General features: G+C 68.4%; 20 protein-coding genes. 17 read left to right on the top strand and 3 right to left on the bottom strand.

Annotation, left to right across the window (positions count from 1 at the left end):
- Positions 1–70 precede the first annotated feature (70 nt).
- The 5 genes from HLA95_RS05765 (at position 71) to HLA95_RS05745 (ending at position 6,674) form a co-directional block, all read left to right on the top strand.
- On the top strand, positions 71–1,210 hold the full coding sequence (locus HLA95_RS05765; protein ID WP_191058340.1) for a sugar ABC transporter substrate-binding protein: 1,140 nt from the start codon (positions 71–73) through the stop codon (positions 1,208–1,210).
- A gap of 70 nt (positions 1,211–1,280) precedes the next feature.
- Positions 1,281–2,834 carry a sugar ABC transporter ATP-binding protein gene (locus HLA95_RS05760; RefSeq protein WP_191058341.1) on the top strand — a complete coding sequence of 518 codons (1,554 nt, stop codon included), beginning with the start codon at positions 1,281–1,283 and terminating at the stop codon, positions 2,832–2,834.
- Complete coding sequence (locus HLA95_RS05755; RefSeq protein WP_191058342.1) at positions 2,831–3,871, top strand: ABC transporter permease; 1,041 nt, start codon at positions 2,831–2,833, stop codon at positions 3,869–3,871. Before HLA95_RS05760 ends, HLA95_RS05755 begins: the two co-directional genes overlap by 4 nt.
- Before the next feature lie 7 nt (positions 3,872–3,878).
- Positions 3,879–4,859, top strand: a complete 981-nt coding sequence (locus HLA95_RS05750; RefSeq protein WP_191058343.1) for an ABC transporter permease — start codon at positions 3,879–3,881, stop codon at positions 4,857–4,859.
- A gap of 120 nt (positions 4,860–4,979) precedes the next feature.
- Positions 4,980–6,674 (top strand): glycoside hydrolase family 88/105 protein, encoded by a 1,695-nt coding sequence (locus HLA95_RS05745; protein WP_222182752.1) that lies wholly within the window; start codon positions 4,980–4,982, stop codon positions 6,672–6,674.
- Between the two features lie 25 nt (positions 6,675–6,699).
- Here the strand turns inward: HLA95_RS05745 and HLA95_RS05740 are convergent, their stop codons facing one another.
- Positions 6,700–7,458 (bottom strand): SDR family NAD(P)-dependent oxidoreductase, encoded by a 759-nt coding sequence (locus tag HLA95_RS05740; protein ID WP_191062199.1) that lies wholly within the window; start codon positions 7,456–7,458, stop codon positions 6,700–6,702.
- 50 nt (positions 7,459–7,508) lie between these two features.
- Here HLA95_RS05740 and HLA95_RS05735 point away from each other — a divergent pair, with 50 nt between their 5' ends.
- On the top strand, positions 7,509–8,438 hold the full coding sequence (locus HLA95_RS05735) for a DMT family transporter (protein WP_222182750.1): 930 nt from the start codon (positions 7,509–7,511) through the stop codon (positions 8,436–8,438).
- Here the strand turns inward: HLA95_RS05735 and HLA95_RS05730 are convergent.
- Entirely contained in the window at positions 8,420–8,695 is a 276-nt protein-coding gene (locus HLA95_RS05730) for a GNAT family N-acetyltransferase (RefSeq protein ID WP_191060484.1), read from the bottom strand. The genes HLA95_RS05735 and HLA95_RS05730 overlap by 19 nt on opposite strands.
- 112 nt (positions 8,696–8,807) lie before the next feature.
- Here HLA95_RS05730 and HLA95_RS05725 point away from each other — a divergent pair, with 112 nt between their 5' ends.
- Genes HLA95_RS05725 through HLA95_RS05715 form a run of 3 tightly spaced genes read left to right on the top strand, consistent with a single transcriptional unit; the run spans position 8,808 to position 10,293 of the window.
- Entirely contained in the window at positions 8,808–9,113 is a 306-nt protein-coding gene (locus HLA95_RS05725) for a monooxygenase (RefSeq protein ID WP_191060483.1), read from the top strand.
- Between the two features lie 60 nt (positions 9,114–9,173).
- On the top strand, positions 9,174–9,800 hold the full coding sequence (locus HLA95_RS05720) for a LysE/ArgO family amino acid transporter (protein WP_191060482.1): 627 nt from the start codon (positions 9,174–9,176) through the stop codon (positions 9,798–9,800).
- 10 nt (positions 9,801–9,810) lie between these two features.
- Positions 9,811–10,293, top strand: a complete 483-nt coding sequence (locus HLA95_RS05715; protein WP_191060481.1) for a GNAT family N-acetyltransferase — start codon at positions 9,811–9,813, stop codon at positions 10,291–10,293.
- A 12-nt stretch (positions 10,294–10,305) separates the two neighbouring features.
- On the opposite strand, the gene HLA95_RS05710 is transcribed toward HLA95_RS05715, so the two are convergent.
- Complete coding sequence (locus HLA95_RS05710; protein WP_191060486.1) at positions 10,306–11,073, bottom strand: triose-phosphate isomerase; 768 nt, start codon at positions 11,071–11,073, stop codon at positions 10,306–10,308.
- A gap of 95 nt (positions 11,074–11,168) precedes the next feature.
- On the opposite strand from HLA95_RS05710, the gene HLA95_RS05705 reads away from it, so the two are divergent.
- The 8 genes from HLA95_RS05705 (at position 11,169) to HLA95_RS05670 (ending at position 20,319) form a co-directional block, all read left to right on the top strand.
- Complete coding sequence (locus HLA95_RS05705) at positions 11,169–12,152, top strand: sugar-binding transcriptional regulator (protein ID WP_191060480.1); 984 nt, start codon at positions 11,169–11,171, stop codon at positions 12,150–12,152.
- A gap of 44 nt (positions 12,153–12,196) precedes the next feature.
- Positions 12,197–13,636, top strand: coding sequence for an extracellular solute-binding protein (locus HLA95_RS05700; RefSeq protein WP_191060479.1), 1,440 nt, complete (start codon positions 12,197–12,199; stop codon positions 13,634–13,636).
- A gap of 85 nt (positions 13,637–13,721) precedes the next feature.
- Entirely contained in the window at positions 13,722–14,651 is a 930-nt protein-coding gene (locus HLA95_RS05695) for a carbohydrate ABC transporter permease (protein ID WP_191061040.1), read from the top strand.
- 1 nt (position 14,652) lies between these two features.
- On the top strand, positions 14,653–15,510 hold the full coding sequence (locus tag HLA95_RS05690; protein WP_191061039.1) for a carbohydrate ABC transporter permease: 858 nt from the start codon (positions 14,653–14,655) through the stop codon (positions 15,508–15,510).
- 4 nt (positions 15,511–15,514) lie between these two features.
- A complete protein-coding gene (locus tag HLA95_RS05685) occupies positions 15,515–16,612 on the top strand; it encodes an ABC transporter ATP-binding protein (protein ID WP_191061038.1) in 1,098 nt (365 codons plus the stop codon).
- Positions 16,613–16,619: 7 nt separating this feature from the next.
- A complete protein-coding gene (locus HLA95_RS05680; protein ID WP_191061037.1) occupies positions 16,620–17,717 on the top strand; it encodes an ABC transporter ATP-binding protein in 1,098 nt (365 codons plus the stop codon).
- Positions 17,714–19,267 (top strand): FGGY-family carbohydrate kinase, encoded by a 1,554-nt coding sequence (locus tag HLA95_RS05675; RefSeq protein ID WP_222182744.1) that lies wholly within the window; start codon positions 17,714–17,716, stop codon positions 19,265–19,267. Before HLA95_RS05680 ends, HLA95_RS05675 begins: the two co-directional genes overlap by 4 nt.
- Entirely contained in the window at positions 19,264–20,319 is a 1,056-nt protein-coding gene (locus tag HLA95_RS05670) for a 2-hydroxyacid dehydrogenase (protein WP_191061248.1), read from the top strand. The genes HLA95_RS05675 and HLA95_RS05670 overlap by 4 nt, the downstream gene beginning before the upstream one ends.
- Positions 20,320–20,324: the final 5 nt, after the last annotated feature.

The following is a 20,324-nucleotide window of genomic DNA, read 5'->3' as shown; positions in this document are numbered from 1 at the left end:
ATGCCTGACCGTGCCGCCCTTGGGCGACCGGGATGGATGGCTTCGATAAGGCCACTCAGGGAGGCGAGAAATGACGAGCATGGTGCGCCGCACGGCGCTTGCCGCGGCTGCTGCAATGGCTTTGCTGGTGGGGGCGCACGGCGCCCAGGCGGCCGGGCCGGAGATCGTGGAGGGCCCGGGCTACCTGCCCGAATGCTTCGCCCCCTGGGATGCCGACACCAAGTACATGAAGTGGGAGGCCAAGGAAGGCCCCTACCGGATCGCCCTGGTCAACGGCTTCGTCGGCAATACCTGGCGGATCCAGATGATCCAGACCGCCAAGGTCTATGCCGAATCCGAAGGCATCAAGGACAAGATCGAGGAGTTCAAGATCGTTTCCACCGGCACGGATGCGGCAGCACAGCTGGGTGCGATCGAGGACTTCATCAACCAGGGCTTCGATGCGATCGTGACCATCGCGGTGAGCCCCGAGGGCTTCGACCGGGTGATCCGCCTGGCCGATCGCAACGGCGTGGTGATCGTGCCCTTCGACAACACGCTCGACACCGACAAGGTGATGCAGGTCAACGAAGACCAGTATCAGATGGGCAAGATGTCGGGCGAGTTCCTGGTCAAGGAGATGGGCAAGACTTCCGGAAAGATCCTGGAAGTCCGCGGCGTGCCCGGCAACTCCGTCGACCGTGACCGCCACCAGGGCCTGCGCGACGCGCTGGAGGCCGCGGGCGACTTCGAGGTGGTCGAGATCGTCGGCAACTGGGACACCGGCACCTCGCAGAAGGCCACCGCCGACGCGCTCGCCGTGCACGGCCGCTTCGACGCCATCTTCACCCAGGGCGGCTCGGACGGCACCGTACGCGCGCTGATGGATGCCGGACACCCGTTCGTGCCGATCGCGGGCGAGGGCGAGAACGGCTTCCGCAAGCAGATCGCGCAGTACTCCAAGGAGGGGCTGAAGGGCCTGTCCTATGGCCAGTCGCCGGGCCTGGCGGCGATCTCGATCAAGGCGGCGATCGCAGCACTGGAAGGCAACACGATGCCCCAGATGATCTCCGTGCCGATCCCGGTCGCCGACTACACCAACCTGGAGGACGGGAAGAACTACTGGTCGGATCTCACCGACAATTTCTTCACGCCCAACGAGTTCCCGCCTTGTGACGTGAACATCAAGGCGGTCGACATCATGGCGAAGACCGCCGAGAACGTGGAGTGATCCTCCGGCCGTGGCCCTTCCCTGGCCACGGCTCCTCCCGTTCCCTTCCCGACTTCACGAGCAGCGCCCGATGACGCCAGACAACTCGCCGTTCCTGGAACTCTCCGGCGTGAGCAAGCGCTATGGCGGCGTCCGCGCGCTGGAGAATGTCGACTTCGCCTGCCGGCGGGGCTCGATCCATGCCGTGCTGGGCGAGAACGGTGCGGGCAAGTCGACGCTGATCAAGATCATCGCCGGTGTGGTCCAGCCCGACGAGGGCATCATGCGCCTGGCCGGCCAGCCGGTGCGCTTCCGCGACCCGCTCGCGGCAAACGCCGCCGGCATCGTCTGCATCTTCCAGGAACTGTCGCTGATGCCCGACCTCTCGGTCGCGGACAATATCGGCATCTCCAACCCGCCGCGCACCCGGCTGGGCCTGATCGACAAGCGCGCCCAGCGCCGGCGCACCGAGGAACTCCTGGCGAGGGTCGGCTGCGAGGACGTCAATCCCCTGGAGCAGGTGAAGAACCTGCCCTTGTCGCGCCGGCAGATGGTCGAGATCGCCAAGGCGCTGGGGCGCGGGCCCAGGCTCCTGATCCTGGACGAGGCGACCTCGGCGCTCACCAGCTCGGATGTGCTGAAAGTCTACGACATCCTGAAGAAGCTGGGCGAGGAGGGGCTGAGCCTTCTCTACATCAGCCACCGGATGCACGAGATCGAGGCGCTGGCCGACACCTGCTCGGTGTTCCGCAACGGCCGCCACATCGAGACCTTCCCGGCCGGCACGCGCGGCCCCGACGAGATCGTCCAGCTCATGATCGGCCGCGAGATGGCCCATGTCTATCCGCCGAAGCCTGCGGGCCGGGGGGCTGTGCCGCCGGTCCTGGAGGTACAGGACCTGCGCTGGGGCGACCGCCTGAACGGCGTGTCGCTGAAGGTAGGCAAGGGCGAGATCGTGGGGCTGGGCGGGCTGGACGGCCAGGGCCAGCGTGAGTTGCAGCTCGCCCTGTTCGGGGTGCTGAGCGGGCTTTCCGGAACAATCCTGGTCGACGGCAAGCCGGTCACGCTGTCCAGCCCGGCCCAGGCCAAGCACCACTCGATCGGCATGGCGCTCATTCCCGAGGACCGCAAGACCGAGGGGCTGATGCTGCCCATGTCGATCGCCGACAATATCGGCATGGCGGCGATGGGGAGCCTGACCTCGGGTGTCTTCGTAGACCCGGCCAAGGAACGTGCCGCCATCCAGCGGATGGTCGACAAGCTGAAGATCAAGGTCGGGGACGTCGCCGACCCGGTTGCGACCCTGTCCGGCGGCAACCAGCAAAAGGTGGTGATCGCCAAGTGGCTGCTGACCGAGCCGCGCATCATCCTCCTGAACGACCCCACTCGCGGCATCGACGTCGGCACCAAGCAGGAACTCTACCAGCTCCTGCGCGACCTGGCCGACGCGGGCGCCTCGATCCTGTTCTACACCACCGACTATGACGAGCTGATCGGCTGCTGCGACCGCGTGCTGATCCTCTATGACGGGCGGATCGTCCGCGAGCTGCAGGGCGACGAGATCGACGAGAAGGCGATCGTGGCAACCTCGCTCAACCTGCCCACGACTGCCGAAACACCTTTCTCCGCCGAGGCTGCGCCGTGAACGATCTCCGCCTGCGCCTGGGCCAGAATCTCGGCCTCCTGCTCGCGATTGGCCTCTTCCTCCTGTTCTGGCTGGTCTATAACGGCCTGCACCCCAAGGGCTTCTCGACGGCGGTGCTGATCCAGAACGCCAACGAGAGCTTCGTGATCGGCGCGGTCGCCATGGCCCAGACCGTGCCGGTCCTGGCCGGCGGCCTGGACCTGTCGGTGGGTGCGGTGATGACGCTGGTCAACTGCCTGGCCAGCGTGCTGGTCAACGGCTCAGGCTGGCAGATGGTGCTGGGCATCGTGGTCTGCCTGGCGGCGGGCACGCTCGCCGGCTGGGTCAACGGCGTGGTCGTGGTCTATGGCCGGATCCAGCCGATCATCGCGACACTCGCCACCGGTGCCGTCTATATCGGCATCGCCCTGTTCATCCGGCCCACGCCGGGCGGCGACGTCGACGGCGACCTGTCCTGGGCGCTCACCAACGACATCTACGAGTTCTGCGCCACCTATGGCCTGTTCGATGACGGCGAGGCGGCCTGGCTGGCACCATTCGCCTGGATCCCGATGCCGCTGGCGATCATGCTGCTGGTGATCTTCCTGGTCTGGATCCCGTTCCGCAACTCGGTCACCGGCCGCGGCGTCTATGCGATCGGCTCGTCGGAGGGCGCGGCCTACATGTCCGGCGTGCGCATCGACCGCTGCAAGATCGCCGCCTTCACGCTGGCCGGGTTCTTCGCCGGGCTGGGCGGCCTCTATCTCGCGCTGCAGACCAGCTCCGGCAATGCCGACGTGCCCCAGGCCGGCGCCTACACGCTGAACTCGATCGCGGCGGTGGTGATCGGCGGCACCTCGCTGATGGGCGGCTCCGGCGGGGCCATCTGCTCCCTGATCGGCGCCATGGTGATCCGCGCCATCTCGTTCAATTTCCGGATCTTCGACATCGCCCCGCTCCTCCAGCCTCTGTTCGAGGGGATCGTGCTGCTGGGCGCCGTCTCAATCGGTGCCGCCCGGGTATTCCGCGTCAAGAACCGCCTCGAACTGCTGGGCTGAACCGACCATGGCCACCGGCTCCCTTCCCAAGCCCGCCTCCGGCTGGTCCTTGTCCCCCGAGGACAAGCCGATCCTGATCGCCGGCGCCTTCATCCTGGTGATCCTGGCGATCGGCACCGCCTACACGCTGGCGACCCAGGGCACCGCCAGTTTCCTCAGCCCCGTTTACCTGCTCCAGCAGCTCCAGGTCGGCGCGTTCCTGGGCATCGTCGCCGCCGGGGCCATGCTGGTGATCCTGCTGGGCCATATCGACCTGTCGATCCCCTGGACGCTGACTGCCGGTGCCATGCTCGGCAGTGCGATCGGCGGACCTTATGCCATCCCGGTGGGGCTGGCGGTCGGCATGGTGGTGGGCCTGGTGAACGGGCTGGGCGTGGCCTATCTGCGCGTGCCGTCCATGATCTTCACCCTCGGCGTGAACGCGGTGATGCGCGGCTTCATGGTGATGCTCACCGGCGGCTACGCCCCGCAGAGCACCGCCACCCCGCTCATGAGCTACCTAGCCACCGGCCACGTGCTGGGCATCCCGATGCCGCTGATCGTCTGGGCGGTCCTCTCAGTCCTGGTGGTCCTCCTCCTGCAGCGCACCTCCGTCGGCCGCTACATCTACGCGATCGGCAACCGCGAGCGGGCGGCCTACCTGTCCGGCATCAACACCCGGATGGTCATCATCCTGGCCTTCATCATATCCGGCGCCTGCTCGGCCCTGGCCGGCGTCCTGCTCGCCGGCTACTCGTCCAAGGCCTACCAGGGCATGGGCGACCCCTATCTGCTGCCCGCGATTGCCGCCGTGGTGATCGGCGGCACCAACATCCTGGGCGGGCGCGGCCGCTATCTCGGCACGGTGGTCGGCACCATCCTGATCGTGCTGCTGACCTCGGTGCTGTCGGTCATGCAAATGCCGGAAGCCGGGCGGCAGATCATCTATGGGCTGGTGATCATCCTGATGCTGCTGGTCTATGGCCGCCAGCGCGGCGTGATCGCCTGAGGCTCGACTGCCACAACTTCCGGTAACAGGCCGGTATCGGCCTGCAACCGTCATGCCGCATTCCAGACGGCCGGAAATTCTGCTCTTGAGGCGGCAGGCGGCTTCCATCATCGGGTGACCATGTCCGGCCTTCTCGCGGCCCTGCGCCTTTCGCTGCTGCTGGCAGTGGCTTTTGTCCTGCTGCACATGCCGGCCGCGCGCGCCGACACCGACTGGGGCCTGAGGATCGCGGAGGCGGCGCTCACCAACCGCCAGGGTGCGCCGGTCTCCGGCGGCGCCCGGGCCTGGCAGTACCAGCAGGCCCTCTATCTGTACGGGCTGAAGCTCGTCTACGACCGCACCGGCGACCGCCGCCTGCTGGAGCATGTGAAGCAGTGGGGCTACCGGCATGTCGAGCCGGACGGGCGGATCGTGGCGGCGCCGGGCGGGGCGGCGATCGAGCTCGATACGCTGGACAGCCTGATGCCCGGCCTGCTGGTGCTGCAGCTCTGGCAGGCCACGGGCGACCAGCGGTTCCGGGTGGCGGCCGACACCATCCGCCAGCGCCTGCGCGAGTGGCCGCGCACCGCCAGCGGTGCGTTCTGGCATCGTGATGCGCCGTCCAGCCGGTTCGCGTCCAACGTGATCTGGGCGGACGGCAGCTTCATGTTCACGCCCTTCCTGGTGGAGTACAGCCGGCTGGTGCCGGGCGACGGCCGCACCGGGCTGGACGAGGCCGCGCGCCAGCTCGACGTCTATGGGCGGCACCTGCAGGACCCGGACACCGGGCTGCTCTGGCATGCCTATGACCAGGACCGCGACTTCACATGGGCGCGGCCGCCCAGGCCGCAGCACGCCCCGGTGATCTGGTGCCGCGCGGTCGGCTGGTACGGGATCAGCCTGGTCACCGTGCTGGATGCCCTGCCCGAGGGCCATGCCTACCGGCCGGCCCTCTTGGCGCGCCTGGCCAAGCTGGTGGAGGGCTACCGGTCGACCTTCGTGGCCGATCCGGGCGGCTGGCGGCAGGTCATGGCCGGCCCGGCGGTGATCCAGACGGCGAACGGCTCCACCCAGAATTTCGTCGAGACCTCCTGCTCGGCCATGCATGCCCATGTCATCACCCGCGCGGTGACGCGGCGCTGGCTGCCGCTCGCGGACCATGCGCTGGCGGCGCGTGCGCTGCAGGGCATGATCGACCGGGTGTCCCTGGAGAATGGCCGCGCCAGCCTGCTCGGCGCGGTGCGCGGCACCGGAATCGGCGAGACGGCAGCCGACTATCTGGACCTCTCGCGGGTCGTGGTCGACGACCCGCATGGCCTGGGTGCGTTCCTGCTCATGCACGAGACGCCCCTGCGCCGCCTGCCGCCGGGCACGGTCCTGGTGCGGCAGGAGGCGGAATCCGGGCTGGCGCGCCGGCCGATGAGCCCCTGGCAGTATCCCGGCGCCAGCGGCGGCCGGCTGGTGCTGATGACGGAGGCGACGGGCGGGCCTGCCGAGGGGCCGGTCGGCCGCGCCCTGGTGCGGGTCGACCTGCCCCGCGCGGGCAACTACCGGTTGTGGGGGCGGTTCCGGGCACCGGACGACGCCAGCAACGGCTTCTGGCTGCGGGTGGACGGGAGAGAGTGGATCTGGTGGCAGGTCGAGCCGCACCGTTCCCGCCTGCGCTGGACGGACCTGTCCCGGGGCAACGGCGAGCCGGTCCTCCTGCCGCTCATGGCCGGATCGCACTTCATCGAGATCGCCCACGGCAAGCCCGGCACGGCCGTCGACGCTCTGGTCCTCACCACCGGGCAGATCTACGTGCCGCTCGGCGAGGCGACCGCGGAAGCCCGCTGAGCCCGCCTCGCCGCCAGCCCAGCGGTCAGTGCGGCGACCACATGACCCCGCCATCCGCCACCAGCGTCTGCCCGGTGACGTAGGAGGCCTCGTCGGACAGGAGGAAGGCCGCCACTGAGGCCATCTCCTCGGGCTGAGCGGCCCGACCGAGCGGCACCTTCGCCTCGAACTCGGCGAGCACGGCCGAGCCGGGCGTCCAGGTGGGGTTCATCGGCGTGATCACCCCGCCCGGTGCGAGGTTGTTGACCCGCACCCCGCGCCGCGCCTCGGCGAGCGCCAGGGTCCGGGTGACACCGGCCAGACCCGCCTTGGAGGCGGCATAGCCGATATCCTCTTCCAGCGGCGTGATCTCGTGGACCGAGGACACGAACACGATCGCCCCGGTCGGCCCGGTGCGGCGCCGGAGGAAGGCGCGGGCGGTCATATAGGCGCCACGCAGGTTGACGCCGTGGACCGCGTCCCAGTCGGCCATGGGATAGGCGGAAGGATCGTTGATCCGCTTGGTCGCGGCGTTGGCCACCAGCAGTTCGAGCCCGCCGAACGCCGCCAGCACATCGTCGAACGCCCGCTCCAGCATGGCCTCGTCGGCCACGTCGGCATCCAGGGCCAGATGCGGGCCGTCTGCCGGGCGCATCGCCTGGAGCAGCGTGTCCGCCTCGTCCGCTTGGCCGTGGTGGATCACCGCGACCCGCACGCCTTCCTCGGCCAGCCGCAGGGCGGTGGCCCGCCCGATCCCGGTGGCCGCCCCGGTCACGACCGCCCGCTTGCCCGAAAGTCCCCGCACGCCCTCGCCTCCTGCACGCCGCCGGCCTAAACCAGCCGGCCGGTGGGCAGATGGCGGGCAGGACGGTGCGGGATCAAGTCGATTGGTTCGAACGGGCGACGCCGTTTTTGTTCCTGCTCCTGTGGAGCGGCGGCTATGTCGCGGGCCGGCTCGGCATCGTCGACAGCACACCGATCACCCTGGTCGCGATCCGCTTCGTCGTGGCCGCCGGCCTGTTCGTCCTGATCGCCTGGCTGATGGGGGCACGCTGGCCGCGCCCGGCGGCGATGGGCTGGATCGCGCTGGTGGGCCTCCTGAACCAGGGCCTCTACTTCACCTTCGCCTACCTCGCGTTCGACGAGGGGATCGGTGCCGGCACCGCGGCGCTGATCAGCGCGCTGCAGCCGGTCATCACCGCCTGCGTGGCGCTGCCGCTCCTGGGCGAGCGGGTCCGGCTCCACCAGTGGCTGGGGCTGGTGCTGGGCTTTGCCGGGGTGACCCTGGTGATCTGGAACAAGCTGGAACTCGGCCTGGGCACGGCCGCCGGCGTGGCCTGGGCGGCCGCCAGCGTCCTGTCGATCACCGTCGGCACGCTCGTGCAGAAGCGGTTCTGCCCGGTGTTCGACCTGTGGACCGGCGGTGCGGTCCAGTATCTGGCGGCCGCCGCTTTCACCATCGCGGCCGTCCTCGTCACCGAGACGCCGAGCGTGAACCCGACCGTCAGCTTCGTCCTGGTCATGGCCTATCTGGTGATCGGCAACTCGGTGATCGCGGTCAGCCTGATGAACCTGATGATCCGCAAGGGTGAGGCGGCCAGGGTCACCAGCCTGCTCTACCTGGTGCCGGGCGGGGCGGCGGCGCTGGCCTGGCTGATCCTGGGCGAGACCTTCTCACCGCTGGCGCTGGCCGGTCTCGCCCTCGCCGCCTTCGGCGTGTGGCTGGTCATGGGCCAGCGGGGCCGCCGCGCGCCGGTGCTGCCTGGTCAGGCCAGAAGGTCCTGATGCTCCCGATGGCGCCGGAGCCAGGCGGCCGCATAGGAGCAGAATGGCCGCAGCTTCAGCCCGTCCCGGCGCGCGACCCTGGTCAGCTCCTCCATGAGCCGGCCGGCCGCACCCCTGCCCCGCAAGGCCGGGTCCGCCTCGACATGGGTGATGACGAGCATGCCGTCCCGGCGGCGGTAGTCGGCAAACACCAGCTTGCCGTCCTCCTCCAGCTCGAACCGGCTCCTGGCCGCAGCATCCTGAAACGTCGTACCCATGAGTGGTTGAAGCGATGGCAGCCCCCTGCGGTTCCCCGGGGCTTGGCGCGTCGCGCGATCAGGAGCATTCTTCCGACTGGGAGCAATAATTACATCTTTTCCGGTGATAATAATGAATCACATGATCCTTGTGTTCGATTTTCCGTTCGATGGCCCTTGGGGGGATGAGATGGCGGCTGCCTCGCAAGGACTTGCGGAGGACATCTCGACCGAGCAGGGCCTGGTCTGGAAGATCTGGACCGAGAACCGGCAGACCAAGCGTGTCGGCGGCATCCATCTGTTCAACGATCCGGATGCCGCGCTGCGTTTCCGGGACAAGCATCTGGCCAGGCTGAAATCGCTGGGCTTGAACGACGTCTTCGCCCAGGTCTACGAGGTCAACCAGACGCTGTCGCAGATCACCCGAGCGCCCATCTGATCGTTCCGGTGGTGCGGGCGTGGCGACCGGGACAACCATTCAGCCGCACCACCGACCCTCATGCCCTCTCCCATCCTGTCGGCGGCCCTGCAGGGGCTGGCGCTCGGTTTCGGCCTGATCGTCGCGATCGGCGCCCAGAACGCCTATGTGCTGCGCTGCGGTCTGGCGCGCCGCCATGTCCTGCCGGTGGTCCTGCTCTGCGCCTGCTCCGACGCCCTGCTGATCGCTGCAGGGTGCTTCGGCCTCGGCACGCTGATCGGCGGCTCACCGGCCCTCCTGCGGCTGGTCGCGGCCGGGGGTGCGGCGTTCCTCGCCTGGTATGGCATCCAGGCGCTGCGCCGCAGCCTCTCACCCGGCGCACTCGACGCTGCGGCCGCCGTGCCTGCCTCGCGTCCTGCGGCGCTGGCTGCCGCTGCCGCCTTCACCTGGCTGAACCCGCATGTCTTCCTAGACACGGTGGTCCTGGTCGGCGGGATCTCCGCCCAGTTCCAGGGCGCGGATCGGCTCTCGTTCGCGCTCAGTGCCGCAGCGGCGTCCTTCATCTGGTTCGCGCTGCTGGGCTTCGGTGCCAGGGTCCTGACACCCTTGTTCGCGCGCCCGGCCGCCTGGCGCATCCTCGACTTCCTGATCGCGCTGATCATGTTCGCGATCGCCCTGCCGCTCGCTCTGCAGGCCTGGCGGGGCTAGGGTTCCGGCCATGACCATCACGATCCGCGACCTGTGCGCTGCCGACCGCGAGCAGATGGTGCGCTGGACCATCGACTTCTTCGCGGACCTCAAGGCCAGCGGCGACCCGTATTTCGAGGGTGCGGTCCTGCGCCCCGAGGCGGTCGCGCGCGACCTGATCCTGCCGTTTCCGAGCGACCGGCTGGGGGTGATGGCGCTGCGCGATTCGATCCCGGCCGGCTATCTCTCCGCCCGACTGGACCGGCCCTTCGTCCACGAATCGCCGATCCACCTGGTGGGCCATGTCGGTCATGTCTATGTGGCGCCCGCCCACCGGCGCCAGGGCGTGGCGCGCGCCCTGCTGGCCCATGCCGAGGCCTGGTTCCGGGCGCACGAGGTCGGCTGGATGCAGCTCTCCTGGCAGCCCGGCAACCATCTGGCCGACCAGGCCTGGCGCGCCAGCGGCTTCGAGCCCTACCGCATCTACGGCCGCCGGCGCATCGCGGAAGGCTGAACCTCCCGTGGCTCAGCCCCTGGCGGCTGCGCGCGCCTCGACCGCCAGCCGCGCGATCTCGAGCAGGCCCGAAGCAGTCCAGGCCGAGCGGCCGACGAACAGCCCATCCACTTCGGGTACTACCGCCAGCGCCTGGGCGTTCTGCGGGTTGACGCTGCCGCCATAGAGCACGGACGGCTCGATGCCGACCAGGTCGACGATCGCCTGCTTGATGGCGGCGTGGATCGGCTGGGCATCCTCGGGCGTGGCCGGGACGCCGCCCTCACCGATCGCCCAGACCGGCTCATAGGCCAGCCAGACCCGCGCGGCCTCGGCATGGGTCAGGCCCGCCAGCGCCATGCGCGCTTGGCGGACATTGGTCGCTACCGCCGCCCCCAGCCGCTTCTCGTCCGCCGTCTCGCCCACGCAGACCAGCGGGGTCAGGCCATGCTCCAGGGCAGCCCGCACCTTGCGGTTCACGTCCAGGTCGGTCTCGGCGAAATGGGCGCGGCGCTCGGAATGGCCGAGCGCTACCAGGCTGGCACCGACCTCCGCGACCATGGTCATGGAGATCTCGCCGGTCCAGGCGCCCTTCTCGGCCCAATGCGCGTTCTGAGCACCCACCCGGACGCCAGAGCCCGCCAGCAGCCGCGCGACCTCGGCCAGCGCCGTGGCCGGCGGCAGCACGAACAGGTCGATCCCGTCGGGCCGCTCGGCTGCCGCCAGCGTGCCGGCATAGTCGCGCGCCATTGCCAGCGTGTGGTTCATCTTCCAGCCGGTGCCGACCCTGAACTTGCCGATCACGGTTGCTCTCTCCTGCGCTCTGCCTGCGCGCGTATTGACACGGAATGGCACAGAGCGCACCCTGGGGTTACGAACGTACGGGCATCGAACGAATGTTCAGCGGGGAGGCCAGCAGGCCGTCGGGGGGCGAGAACAGCCTCGCGACACGGGCCGCATGGCTGTCATTCATCGGCGGACTGACCCAGGACGAGATCGCCTCGCGCCTGTCGATGAGCCGTGTGAAGGTGAACCGGCTGATCGCCCAGGCGCATCGCGACGGCCTGATCCGGGTGTTCATCGAGGGCACGCCGCAGGAATGCGTGACCCTGGAGGACCGGCTGTGCCGCATGTTCGGGCTGAGCGGCTGCTTCGTGGCTCCGATGCTGGGCGAGGATGAGCGGCCGCTGCCGGTCGAGACCCTGGCCGTGGCGGGTGCCCGCGTCCTGCACAATGCGCTGGAGACCGGGCAGGCCCGCCTCATCGGCGTGGGCCACGGCCGCACTTTGGCGGCGATGGCCGACCGCCTGCCGCGCCAGCCGCGCGAGGGCGTGCGGTTCGTCTCGCTGCTGGGCTCGCTCACCCGCAACGCCGCCGCCAACCCGTTCGACGTGATCCACCGCCTGTGCGAGCGCACCGGCGCGGAATCCTACTTCCTGCCCGTCCCGTTCTTCGCCGACACCGGCGAGGACAAGGCGGTGCTGATGGCGCAGCGCAGCGTGCGCCATGCGCTGGACCTCGGTCGCCAAGCCGACCTGGTGATCGCCGGGCTGGGCGAAGTCGCCAGCGGCTCGTTCCTGGTCAAGACCGGCATGATCACCACGGAGGAACTCGACGAGCTGCGCCGCCTGGGCGCGGTGGGCGAGATCCTGGGCCGGTTCTTCGACGCGGATGGCCGGCTGGTGGATGCCGAGATCAATGCGCGCGCGATCGCCATCGATCTCGCCGACCTGCAGGGCAAGGAAGTCGTGATCCTGGCAGGCGGCAGGACCAAGCCGCAGGCGATCCGCTCGATCCTGTCCACGGGCCTGGTCACCCGCCTTGTCACCGACGAGGCGACGGCGCATGCCGTCCTGGAGGCGGCGCCGCAGGGCAACTGAGTTTTCCTTGGCAGTCGACCCATAGTTCAAGGGAGGTCTTTAGAATGACGACGAAGCAAAAGGATACCATCGACCGCTTCCTCAAGGGCGGCATGAGCCGCCGCGAGATGATCGAGCGCCTGGGGCGCATGGGCATCGGTGCCGCGGCGGGCGCCTACATCCTGAACCAGGGCATGACCGAGGCGCTGGCCCAGGAGTTCAACTGGAAGGCGCACGAGGGCAAGACGATCAACCTCCTGCTCAACAAGCATCCCTATGCGGATGCGATGATCGCCAACCTGGAGAACTTCAAGTCGCTCACCGGCATGAACGTCACCTACGACGTGTTCCCGGAAGACGTGTATTTCGACAAGGTCGCGGCCGCCCTGTCCTCGCGCAGCAGCCAGTACGACGCCTTCATGACCGGCGCCTACCAGGTCTGGCAGTACGGCCCGGCCGGCTGGGTCGAGGACCTGAACGAGTACATCCAGGACAGCGACCAGACCGCGCCCAACTATGCCTGGGACGACATGCTGGAGGGCATCCGCAAGTCCACCGCCTGGTCGGGCGTGCCGGGTGCGGAGCTGGGCGGCGAGGACTCCAAGCAGTGGGCGCTGCCCTGGGGCTTCGAGCTGAACTCGATTTCCTACAACCGGCGGATCTTCGACCAGCTCAAGGTCGAGCCGGCCAAGGACCTGCCGGAACTAGTCGAGCTGGCCAAGAAGATCACCGATTCGGACGCCGGCGTGTACGGTATCGGCGTGCGCGGCAGCCGCTCCTGGGCCACCATCCATCCGGGCTATCTCTCGGCCTTCGCCAACTATGGTGCGAAGGACCTGACGGTCCAGGACGGCATGCTCAAGGCGGCGATGAACTCGCCCGAGGCCAAGGAGATGACCGCGCTCTGGGTGAAGATGATCCAGGAGAGCGGGCCCAAGAACTGGGCGACCTACACCTGGTACCAAGTCGGCACCGACCTGGGTGCGGGCGCCTCGGCGATGATCTACGATGCCGACATCCTCGGCTACTTCATGAACGGCGGCGACAACAAGGAAGCCGGCAACCTCGCCTATTCCGCGTTCACGCCCAAGCCCGGTGCCGAGGCGCCCACGCCGAACGTCTGGATCTGGTCGCTCGCGATGAGCACGTTCGGCGGTCAGAAGGATGCCACCTGGTACTTCATGCAATGGGCCTCGGGCACCGACCATGCCCTGTTCGGCGCGCGCAAGATGGACTTCGTGAACCCGGTCCGTCAGAGCGTGTGGAAGGACGAGGAGTTCCGCTCGCGGATCGCCAAGTCCTATCCGGGCTATATCGAGCAGTTCGAGGCCTCCAGCCCCGGCTCGAAGATCTACTTCACCCCGCAGCCGCTGTTCCAGACCGTGACCACGGACTGGGCTGCCGCCCTGCAGAAGATGGTCGCCAACGAGATCCCGGTCGACGAGGGCCTGGACGAACTGGCCGGCAACATCGACCGGCAGCTCAAGGCCGCCGGCCTCGGCTGATCCGCACTTCTTGACGATCCAGGATCGGCCCCGCCCCGGCACACCCGTGGCGGGGCCGATCCCGCCTTCAACTGGACACTTGGCCATGGCCGCCACGACCGCAACCCAGCCGACCGCAAGCCCGAGGAAGAGCCGCCTTGGGCCCGCCCTCCTGCCCTATCTGCTGTCGCTGCCGGCCCTTCTGGTCTGCATCGGGATCATCATCCCGTTCTTCACCGCAGTCTGGTACAGCCTGCAGCGCTACAATCTGAACCTGCCCTATCTGCGCGGGTTCGTCTGGTTCCAGCAGTATATCGACCTCTTCAGCGACCCGTCCTTCTGGCACACGGTCCAGGTCTCGCTGCTCTACACGGCCCTCACCGTGATCCTGGAGCTGCTGCTGGGGCTGGGCATCGCACTGCTGCTGCGCCGGCCGTCCACGCTGCACAACATCATGAGCATCGCCCTGCTGCTGCCGCTGATGGTGGCGCCCGCGATCGCCTCGCTCATGTGGAAGCTGATGACCCATCCGGACTTCGGCATCCTGAGCTGGCTGATCCAGCAGGTCGGCATCACCAATTTCCGCTGGGCGGCGGCACCTTCCTCGGCCCTGTTCACCGTGCTGCTGGTCGACATCTGGGTCTATACGCCGTTCATGATGATCCTGCTGCTCGCAGGCTTGCGCGGCCTGCCCAAGCAGCCGTTCGAGGCGGCGGAGCTGGACGGGGTGCCGGCGAGCTTCGTGTTCTTCCGCATCACCCTGCCGATGCTCACCCCCTACATCATCACCGCAGCCCTGTTCCGGATGCTCGACAGCATCCAGCAGTTCGACATCATCTATGCGATGACCCAGGGCGGCCCCGGTGACACGCTGATGGTGTTCCAGGTCATGGCGTATCTGGACTTCTTCCAGAACTTCAACGTGGGCCGCTCGGCCGCCGTGCTGATGGTGCTCTGGGCGATCGCCTACCTCCTCTCCAACGTCTTCATCAAACACTGGCTGCGCCTGCGCGAGCGCGCCCGCGGAGCGGCGTGACATGGACCGTAGCAACCCCGTCACCAAGATCCTGCGCGGCCTGGCCCTCCTGGCCATCGGCCTGTTCTTCCTGTTCCCGTTGTTCTGGGTGGCGCTGATGTCCTTCCAGACCAACGAGCAGATCCTGCGCATCCCGCCCTCGATCGTGTTCGAGCCGACGCTCTCGAACTACTGGGCGCTGATCTCCGGCCGCCTGGTCAGCACCGCGGGCGTGCTCGAGATCAAGTTCATGGGCAATCTGTGGAACAGCGTGTTCCTGTCCACGACTTCGGTGGCCCTGGCCCTGATCCTGGGCGTGCCGGCGGCCTATGCGTTCGCGCGGTTCCGCTTCCGCTTGAGCGAGGACATCGCATTCACGCTCCTGTCGTTCCGCTTCGCCCCGCCGCTGCTGGTCCTGCTGCCGCTCAGCCTGTACTTCCAGGACATCGGCCTCACCGACACCTATGTCGGCCTGATCTGGGTCTACCAGCTGATCGCCCTGCCGCTGATCCTGTGGATCGTGCGCGGCTATTTCGAGGACATCAGCCCGGACATCGAGCACGCCTACCGGATCGACGGGCATAGCTGGTGGAAGACCTTCACCAAGATCGCCTTGCCATTGGCCAGGCCCGGCATCGCCGCGGCAGCGCTCCTGTCCTTCATCTTCTGCTGGAACAACTTCATCTTCGCGCTGATCCTGGCTTCTGCCGGCAAGCAGCCGGTGACCGTGGGGGCGCTGGCCTTCGTCACCGCGTCCGGCATCCAGTACGGCCAGATCGCCGCGGCGGTGATCCTGTCGATCCTGCCGACCCTCCTCCTGGCACTCTACGCGCAGCGCTACCTCGTCGAGGGTCTGTCGCTCGGCGCAGTGAAGGGCTGACGCCATGGCGTTCCTCGACCTCGACCGGCTCTCGCTCGCCTTCAAGAAGGAGCAGGTGCTGAAAGAAGCATCGCTCCAGGTGGAACGCGGCGAGACCGTGGTGGTGTTCGGGCCGTCGGGCGGCGGCAAGACCGTGCTCCTGCGCCTGGTCTCGGGCGTGATGCAGCCGGACAGCGGCGACGTCCGGCTGAACGGCCGCTCGATCCTGGACCAGGGGCCGGAGGAGCGTGGCGTCGGCATGGCGTTCCAGAACTTCGCCCTCTACCCGCACATGCCGGCGTTCGAGAACATCGCGAGCCCGCTGCGCGCGCGCAGGCTCGCCGACAGCGAGATCGAGCGGCGCGTGCACGAGACCGCGCGCCTGCTCAAGATCGACCATGTGCTCAAGCACTTCCCCAAGGAGCTGAGCAACGGCCAAAAGCAGCGCACCGCACTCGGCCGGGCGCTGATCGCCGGGCCGGAAGTGCTGCTGCTGGACGACCCGCTGCGCAATGTCGACGCCAAGCTGCGCTACGAGATGCGCATCGAGCTGCCCCGGCTGCTCAAGAGCTTCGGCGGCTCGGTCCTCTACGTGACCCAGGACTACAAGGAGGCGATGGCGCTGGGGGACCGGGTGGCGGTCCTGCTGGACGGCCGCTTCCTGCAGATCGACCGGCCGGCCGAGATCTACAAGAACCCGGCCGACGTGCGGATTGCCCGGCTGTTCGGCGACCCCACCATCAATCTCTACCCGGTGCAGCCGCGGCCCGCCGGCAACGGCATCGAGATCGAGCTGTTCGGCAGCAAGGTCACCCTGCCGGGCAGCCATGGCCATCTCCAGGGCAGGGAATGCCTGATGGGTCTGCGGCCCGAGCACATCCATGTCCATACCGAGCCGGTAGAGGGCGGCCTGCCCATGGAGCTGGATGCGGTGACGCCCTTGAACGTGCGCACCGTCCTGTTCCTCAGGACGCAGGACAATCGCGAGCTGCTCGCCACCTGCTCGGAGCACGAGCAGGGCAATTTCGGGCGCGGCCACCGCGCGGTCCATGCGCGGATCGACTTCGAGCGCGCGCTGTTCTTCGAGCCCGCCTCCGGCACCCGTCTTCCGGCCGCGGCGTGAGAGCATCATGGCAGAACTGAACCTCACCGCCGTCGACAAGATCTACCAGAGCCGGGGCAAGCCGCCCGTCCATGCTGTACGCTCGGTCGACATGGCGATCGGCGATGGCGAGATCGTGGGCCTCCTGGGCTCGTCGGGCTGCGGCAAGACCTCGACGCTGCGCATGATCGCGGGCTTCGAGGACGTCAGCCGCGGCGAGATCCGCTTGGGCAGCCGGGTGCTCAACGAGCTGGCGCCGGCCGAGCGCGGCGTGGCGATGGCATTCGAGGGCTATGCGCTCTACCCGCCACTCACCGTGCGCGACAATGTCGGCTTCGCGCTGCTGCGCGCCCGCACGCCGAAAGCGGAGATCGAGCGGCGCGTGGCCGAGATCGCCTCGTTGCTCGAGATCGGCGACATCCTGGACCGCTACCCGCCGACCATCTCGGCCGGCCAGCAGCAGCGCACCTCGCTGGCAAGGGCACTGATCCGCCGGGCCGACCTGTCCCTGCTCGACGAGCCGATGTCGCAGCTCGAGCCGCAACTGCGCGCGATCCTGCGCGCGCGGATCAAGGACTTCCTCATCGAGCACAAGATGACGACCGTGTTCGTCACCCACGACCAGACCGAGGCGCTGGCGCTGGCCGACCGGATCGCGGTCATGGAGGGCGGCGTCCTCCAGCAGTTCGCGGCTCCGGCCGACCTGAAGGAGCGGCCGGCCAATCTGTTCGTGGCCTCGTTCATCGGCGAGCCGCCCATGAACATCATGGCGGGCGAGATCGCCGGCCAGGAGATCGTGATCCGCACCGTGCAGGGCGAGAAGGCCTTCACCCTGCCGGCGCAGGCCGGTGACCGCCCGGGCGAGATCCGAGTCGGCATCCGGCCGCACCGGGTCCGGGTCGGCGAGGGCCCGCTGAAGGGCCAGGTCGTGAGCAACCAGTGGCTGGGCGACCAGACCCATCTGGGCATCGAGGTGGAAGGGGTACTGCTGGTGGCGGTCACCGACGGCACGCTCAATATCGGGATCGGCGAGGCCGTACCGGTGGCACTGCCGGGCGATGCGCTGCATCTGTTCGATGCGGCGAGTGGTGCGGCGCTGCGCCATGGCGAGGTCAGCGCGGCATGAGCAGTGAACTGATCCTGGGCATCGATGCCGGCACCTCGGTCACCAAGGTCGTGGCCTTCGACCTCCAGGGCCACCAGGTCGCGGTCGCGGCCAAGCCGAACCAGTACGTGAACCTGCCGGGCGGCGGCTGCGAGCAGGACATCAATCGCACCTGGGCCGACTGTGCGGAAGTGCTGCGCGAATTGGGCAGCCGGGTGGAGCGGCTGGCGGACCGGGTGGTCGCGGTGGGCGTCACCGCCCAGGGCGACGGCACCTGGCTGATCGACGCGGCGGGCGAGCCGGTGGCCCCGGCCTGGCTCTGGCTGGACAGCCGGGCCGCCGGCATCGTCGAAGCGGCCGAGGCGGACGGCACCACGGCGCGCAACTATCCGATCACCGGCTGCGGCATGAATGCCTGCCAGCAGTCGGCGCATCTGATGTGGATGCAGCGGAACACGCCCGAGATCCTGGAGCGTGCCGCGACCGGCATGCACTGCAAGGACTGGCTCTACTTCAAGCTGACGGGCGTGCGCGCGACCGACGTGTCGGAAGGCGTGTTCACCTTCGGCGACTTCCGCACGCGCAGCTATTCGGCAGACGTGCTGGCCAACTATGGGCTGAGCGACCTGGCCCGCCTGCTGCCGCCGATCCTGAACGGGGCCGAGACCAACCATCCGCTGACCGCGGAAGCGGCGCGCGAGGTCGGGCTCAAGCCCGGCACGCCGATCTCGCTAGGTTTCGTGGATGTCACCTGCACGGCGCTGGGCGCCGGCCTCTACGAGCCCGGCCGCCAGCTCGGCGTGTCGATCATCGGCTCGACCGGCATGCATATCCGCCTCGCCAGCTCCGCGGACGACGTGATGCTGGGCGAGCGGCCGTCCGGCTACACCATGTGCCTGCCGATCCCCGGCAAGTATTCCCAGGCCCAGTCCAACATGGCGGCCACGCTCAACATCGACTGGGCGGTCGACCTGGCCTGCCAGGCCGCCGGCGTGCTGGGGCTGGAGGTCAGCCGGCGGGAGGCCCTGCCGAAGCTGGACGCGCGGGTGCTGGAAGCGCGGCCGGGTGCCGCGATCTGGCATCCCTACATCCATACCGCCGGCGAGCGCGGCCCGTTCGTGGATGCCAATGCCCGCGCGATGGCGACGGGTCTGGACCAGAACGTCCGCTTCCTCGACCTGCTGCGCTCGGTCTACGAGGGCCTGAGCTTTGCCGGCCGCGACTGCTATGCGGCGATGGGCCATGTCCCGGAGGAGATCCGGCTGGCTGGGGGTGCCGCGCGGTCCAAGACCCTGCGCACCATCCTGGCCTCGGTGCTGGGCACGCCGGTGCGGGCCGGGACGCGCGGCGAGGAAGGGGCGACCGGCACGGCCATGATGGCCGCCTGCGCGGTGGGCGTGTTCCCCTCGCTGGACGAGGCGGTCGCGAGCTGGGTCACCCCGTCCCTGGGCGAACTCACCGCGCCCGACCCGGAGCTGGCCAGACTCTACGCCGAGCTGTTTCCCATCTACCAGTCGACCCACCGCCGGATGCGCGACATCTGGCGCGACCTTGCGAAAGTGCGTTCATGACCCGGACCATCGAAGCCGCCATCATCGGCGACAATTTCATGCGCGCCTCGGTGTTCGAGGAGAATCTGCGCAAGATCCCGGGCGTGGAATGGAAGATCCGCAGCCTGGAGCTGCCCTGGCCGGACGAGCCTTCCTACCATGGCGAGAAGGGCACCGAGCTGGAGGGGCTGCGGGAGCTGCAGGGCGACCCGGCCGAACTCGCCAACTTCGTCAAGGGTGCCGAGGTCCTGGTCTGCCACCTGCCACCGGTCACCCGCTCGATGCTGAAGGTGATGGCGCCGCCGCTCAAGCTGATCGGGGTCAGCCGCGGCGGACCGGTCAATATCGACATGCAGGCGGCCAAGGAGGCCGGCGTCATCGTCGTCAACGCGCCCGGGCGCAACTCGACCGCCGTGGCCGAGTTCACGATCGGCGCGATCCTGGCCGAGACCCGGCTGATCACCAAGGGCCATGTCTCGCTGAGCAAGGGCGAGTGGCGGGGCGACCTGTACCGCGCCGACCTCACCGGGCCGGAGCTTTCCGAGCTGACCGTGGGCCTGATCGGCTACGGCCATATCGGCACCAAGGTCACCAAGCTGCTGAAACCCTTCGGCTGCCGGATCCTGGTGGCCGACCCCTACGTGACCCTGGACGAGACCGACCGGGAAGCGGGCGTGGAGCAGGTCGAGCTGGACGAGCTGCTGCGCCGCTCCGACGTGGTGAGCCTGCATGCCCGGGTGACGCCGGAGACCACCGGCTTCATGAACAAGGCGGCCTTCGCCAAGATGAAGAAGGGTGCCTGGTTCATCAACACGGCGCGCGGGCCGATGGTGAACTATGACGACCTCTATGAGGCGCTGCAGTCGGGCCATCTGCGCGGCGCCATGCTGGAAACCCATGCGGTCGAGCCCTGCCCGCCGGACCTGCCGCTGCTGCGCCACCCGAACGTCACCCTCACCCCACACATCGCCGGTGCCTCCACCACCACGGTGAAGATCGCCGCACAGATGATCGCCGCCGAGGTCCAGCGCTGGATCGAGGGCAAGCCGATGCTGAACGTCGCCACGAAGTGAGCCGA

It is taken from the genome of Geminicoccus harenae (genome assembly GCF_019800005.1).
GTDB classification, from domain to species: Bacteria; Pseudomonadota; Alphaproteobacteria; order Geminicoccales; family Geminicoccaceae; genus Geminicoccus; species Geminicoccus harenae.
The sequence above is the reverse complement of the archived record's forward strand: the minus strand, read 5'-3'. Positions and strand labels throughout refer to the sequence as shown.

Bases quoted from the DNA above. Each gene is read 5' to 3' on its own strand.
- HLA95_RS05690 (WP_191061039.1), top strand. From the start codon at position 14,653: ATGGACCGTAGCAACCCCGTCACCAAGATCCTGCGCGGCCTGGCCCTC.
- HLA95_RS05745 (WP_222182752.1), top strand. From the start codon at position 4,980: ATGTCCGGCCTTCTCGCGGCCCTGCGCCTTTCGCTGCTGCTGGCAGTG.
- HLA95_RS05670 (WP_191061248.1), top strand. From the start codon at position 19,264: ATGACCCGGACCATCGAAGCCGCCATCATCGGCGACAATTTCATGCGC.
- HLA95_RS05685 (WP_191061038.1), top strand. From the start codon at position 15,515: ATGGCGTTCCTCGACCTCGACCGGCTCTCGCTCGCCTTCAAGAAGGAG.
- HLA95_RS05705 (WP_191060480.1), top strand. From the start codon at position 11,169: ATGTTCAGCGGGGAGGCCAGCAGGCCGTCGGGGGGCGAGAACAGCCTC.
- HLA95_RS05700 (WP_191060479.1), top strand. From the start codon at position 12,197: ATGACGACGAAGCAAAAGGATACCATCGACCGCTTCCTCAAGGGCGGC.
- HLA95_RS05680 (WP_191061037.1), top strand. From the start codon at position 16,620: ATGGCAGAACTGAACCTCACCGCCGTCGACAAGATCTACCAGAGCCGG.
- HLA95_RS05750 (WP_191058343.1), top strand. From the start codon at position 3,879: ATGGCCACCGGCTCCCTTCCCAAGCCCGCCTCCGGCTGGTCCTTGTCC.
- HLA95_RS05720 (WP_191060482.1), top strand. From the start codon at position 9,174: ATGCCCTCTCCCATCCTGTCGGCGGCCCTGCAGGGGCTGGCGCTCGGT.
- HLA95_RS05735 (WP_222182750.1), top strand. From the start codon at position 7,509: ATGGCGGGCAGGACGGTGCGGGATCAAGTCGATTGGTTCGAACGGGCG.
- HLA95_RS05675 (WP_222182744.1), top strand. From the start codon at position 17,714: ATGAGCAGTGAACTGATCCTGGGCATCGATGCCGGCACCTCGGTCACC.
- HLA95_RS05765 (WP_191058340.1), top strand. From the start codon at position 71: ATGACGAGCATGGTGCGCCGCACGGCGCTTGCCGCGGCTGCTGCAATG.
- HLA95_RS05730 (WP_191060484.1), bottom strand. From the start codon at position 8,695: ATGGGTACGACGTTTCAGGATGCTGCGGCCAGGAGCCGGTTCGAGCTG.
- HLA95_RS05695 (WP_191061040.1), top strand. From the start codon at position 13,722: ATGGCCGCCACGACCGCAACCCAGCCGACCGCAAGCCCGAGGAAGAGC.
- HLA95_RS05760 (WP_191058341.1), top strand. From the start codon at position 1,281: ATGACGCCAGACAACTCGCCGTTCCTGGAACTCTCCGGCGTGAGCAAG.
- HLA95_RS05725 (WP_191060483.1), top strand. From the start codon at position 8,808: ATGAATCACATGATCCTTGTGTTCGATTTTCCGTTCGATGGCCCTTGG.
- HLA95_RS05715 (WP_191060481.1), top strand. From the start codon at position 9,811: ATGACCATCACGATCCGCGACCTGTGCGCTGCCGACCGCGAGCAGATG.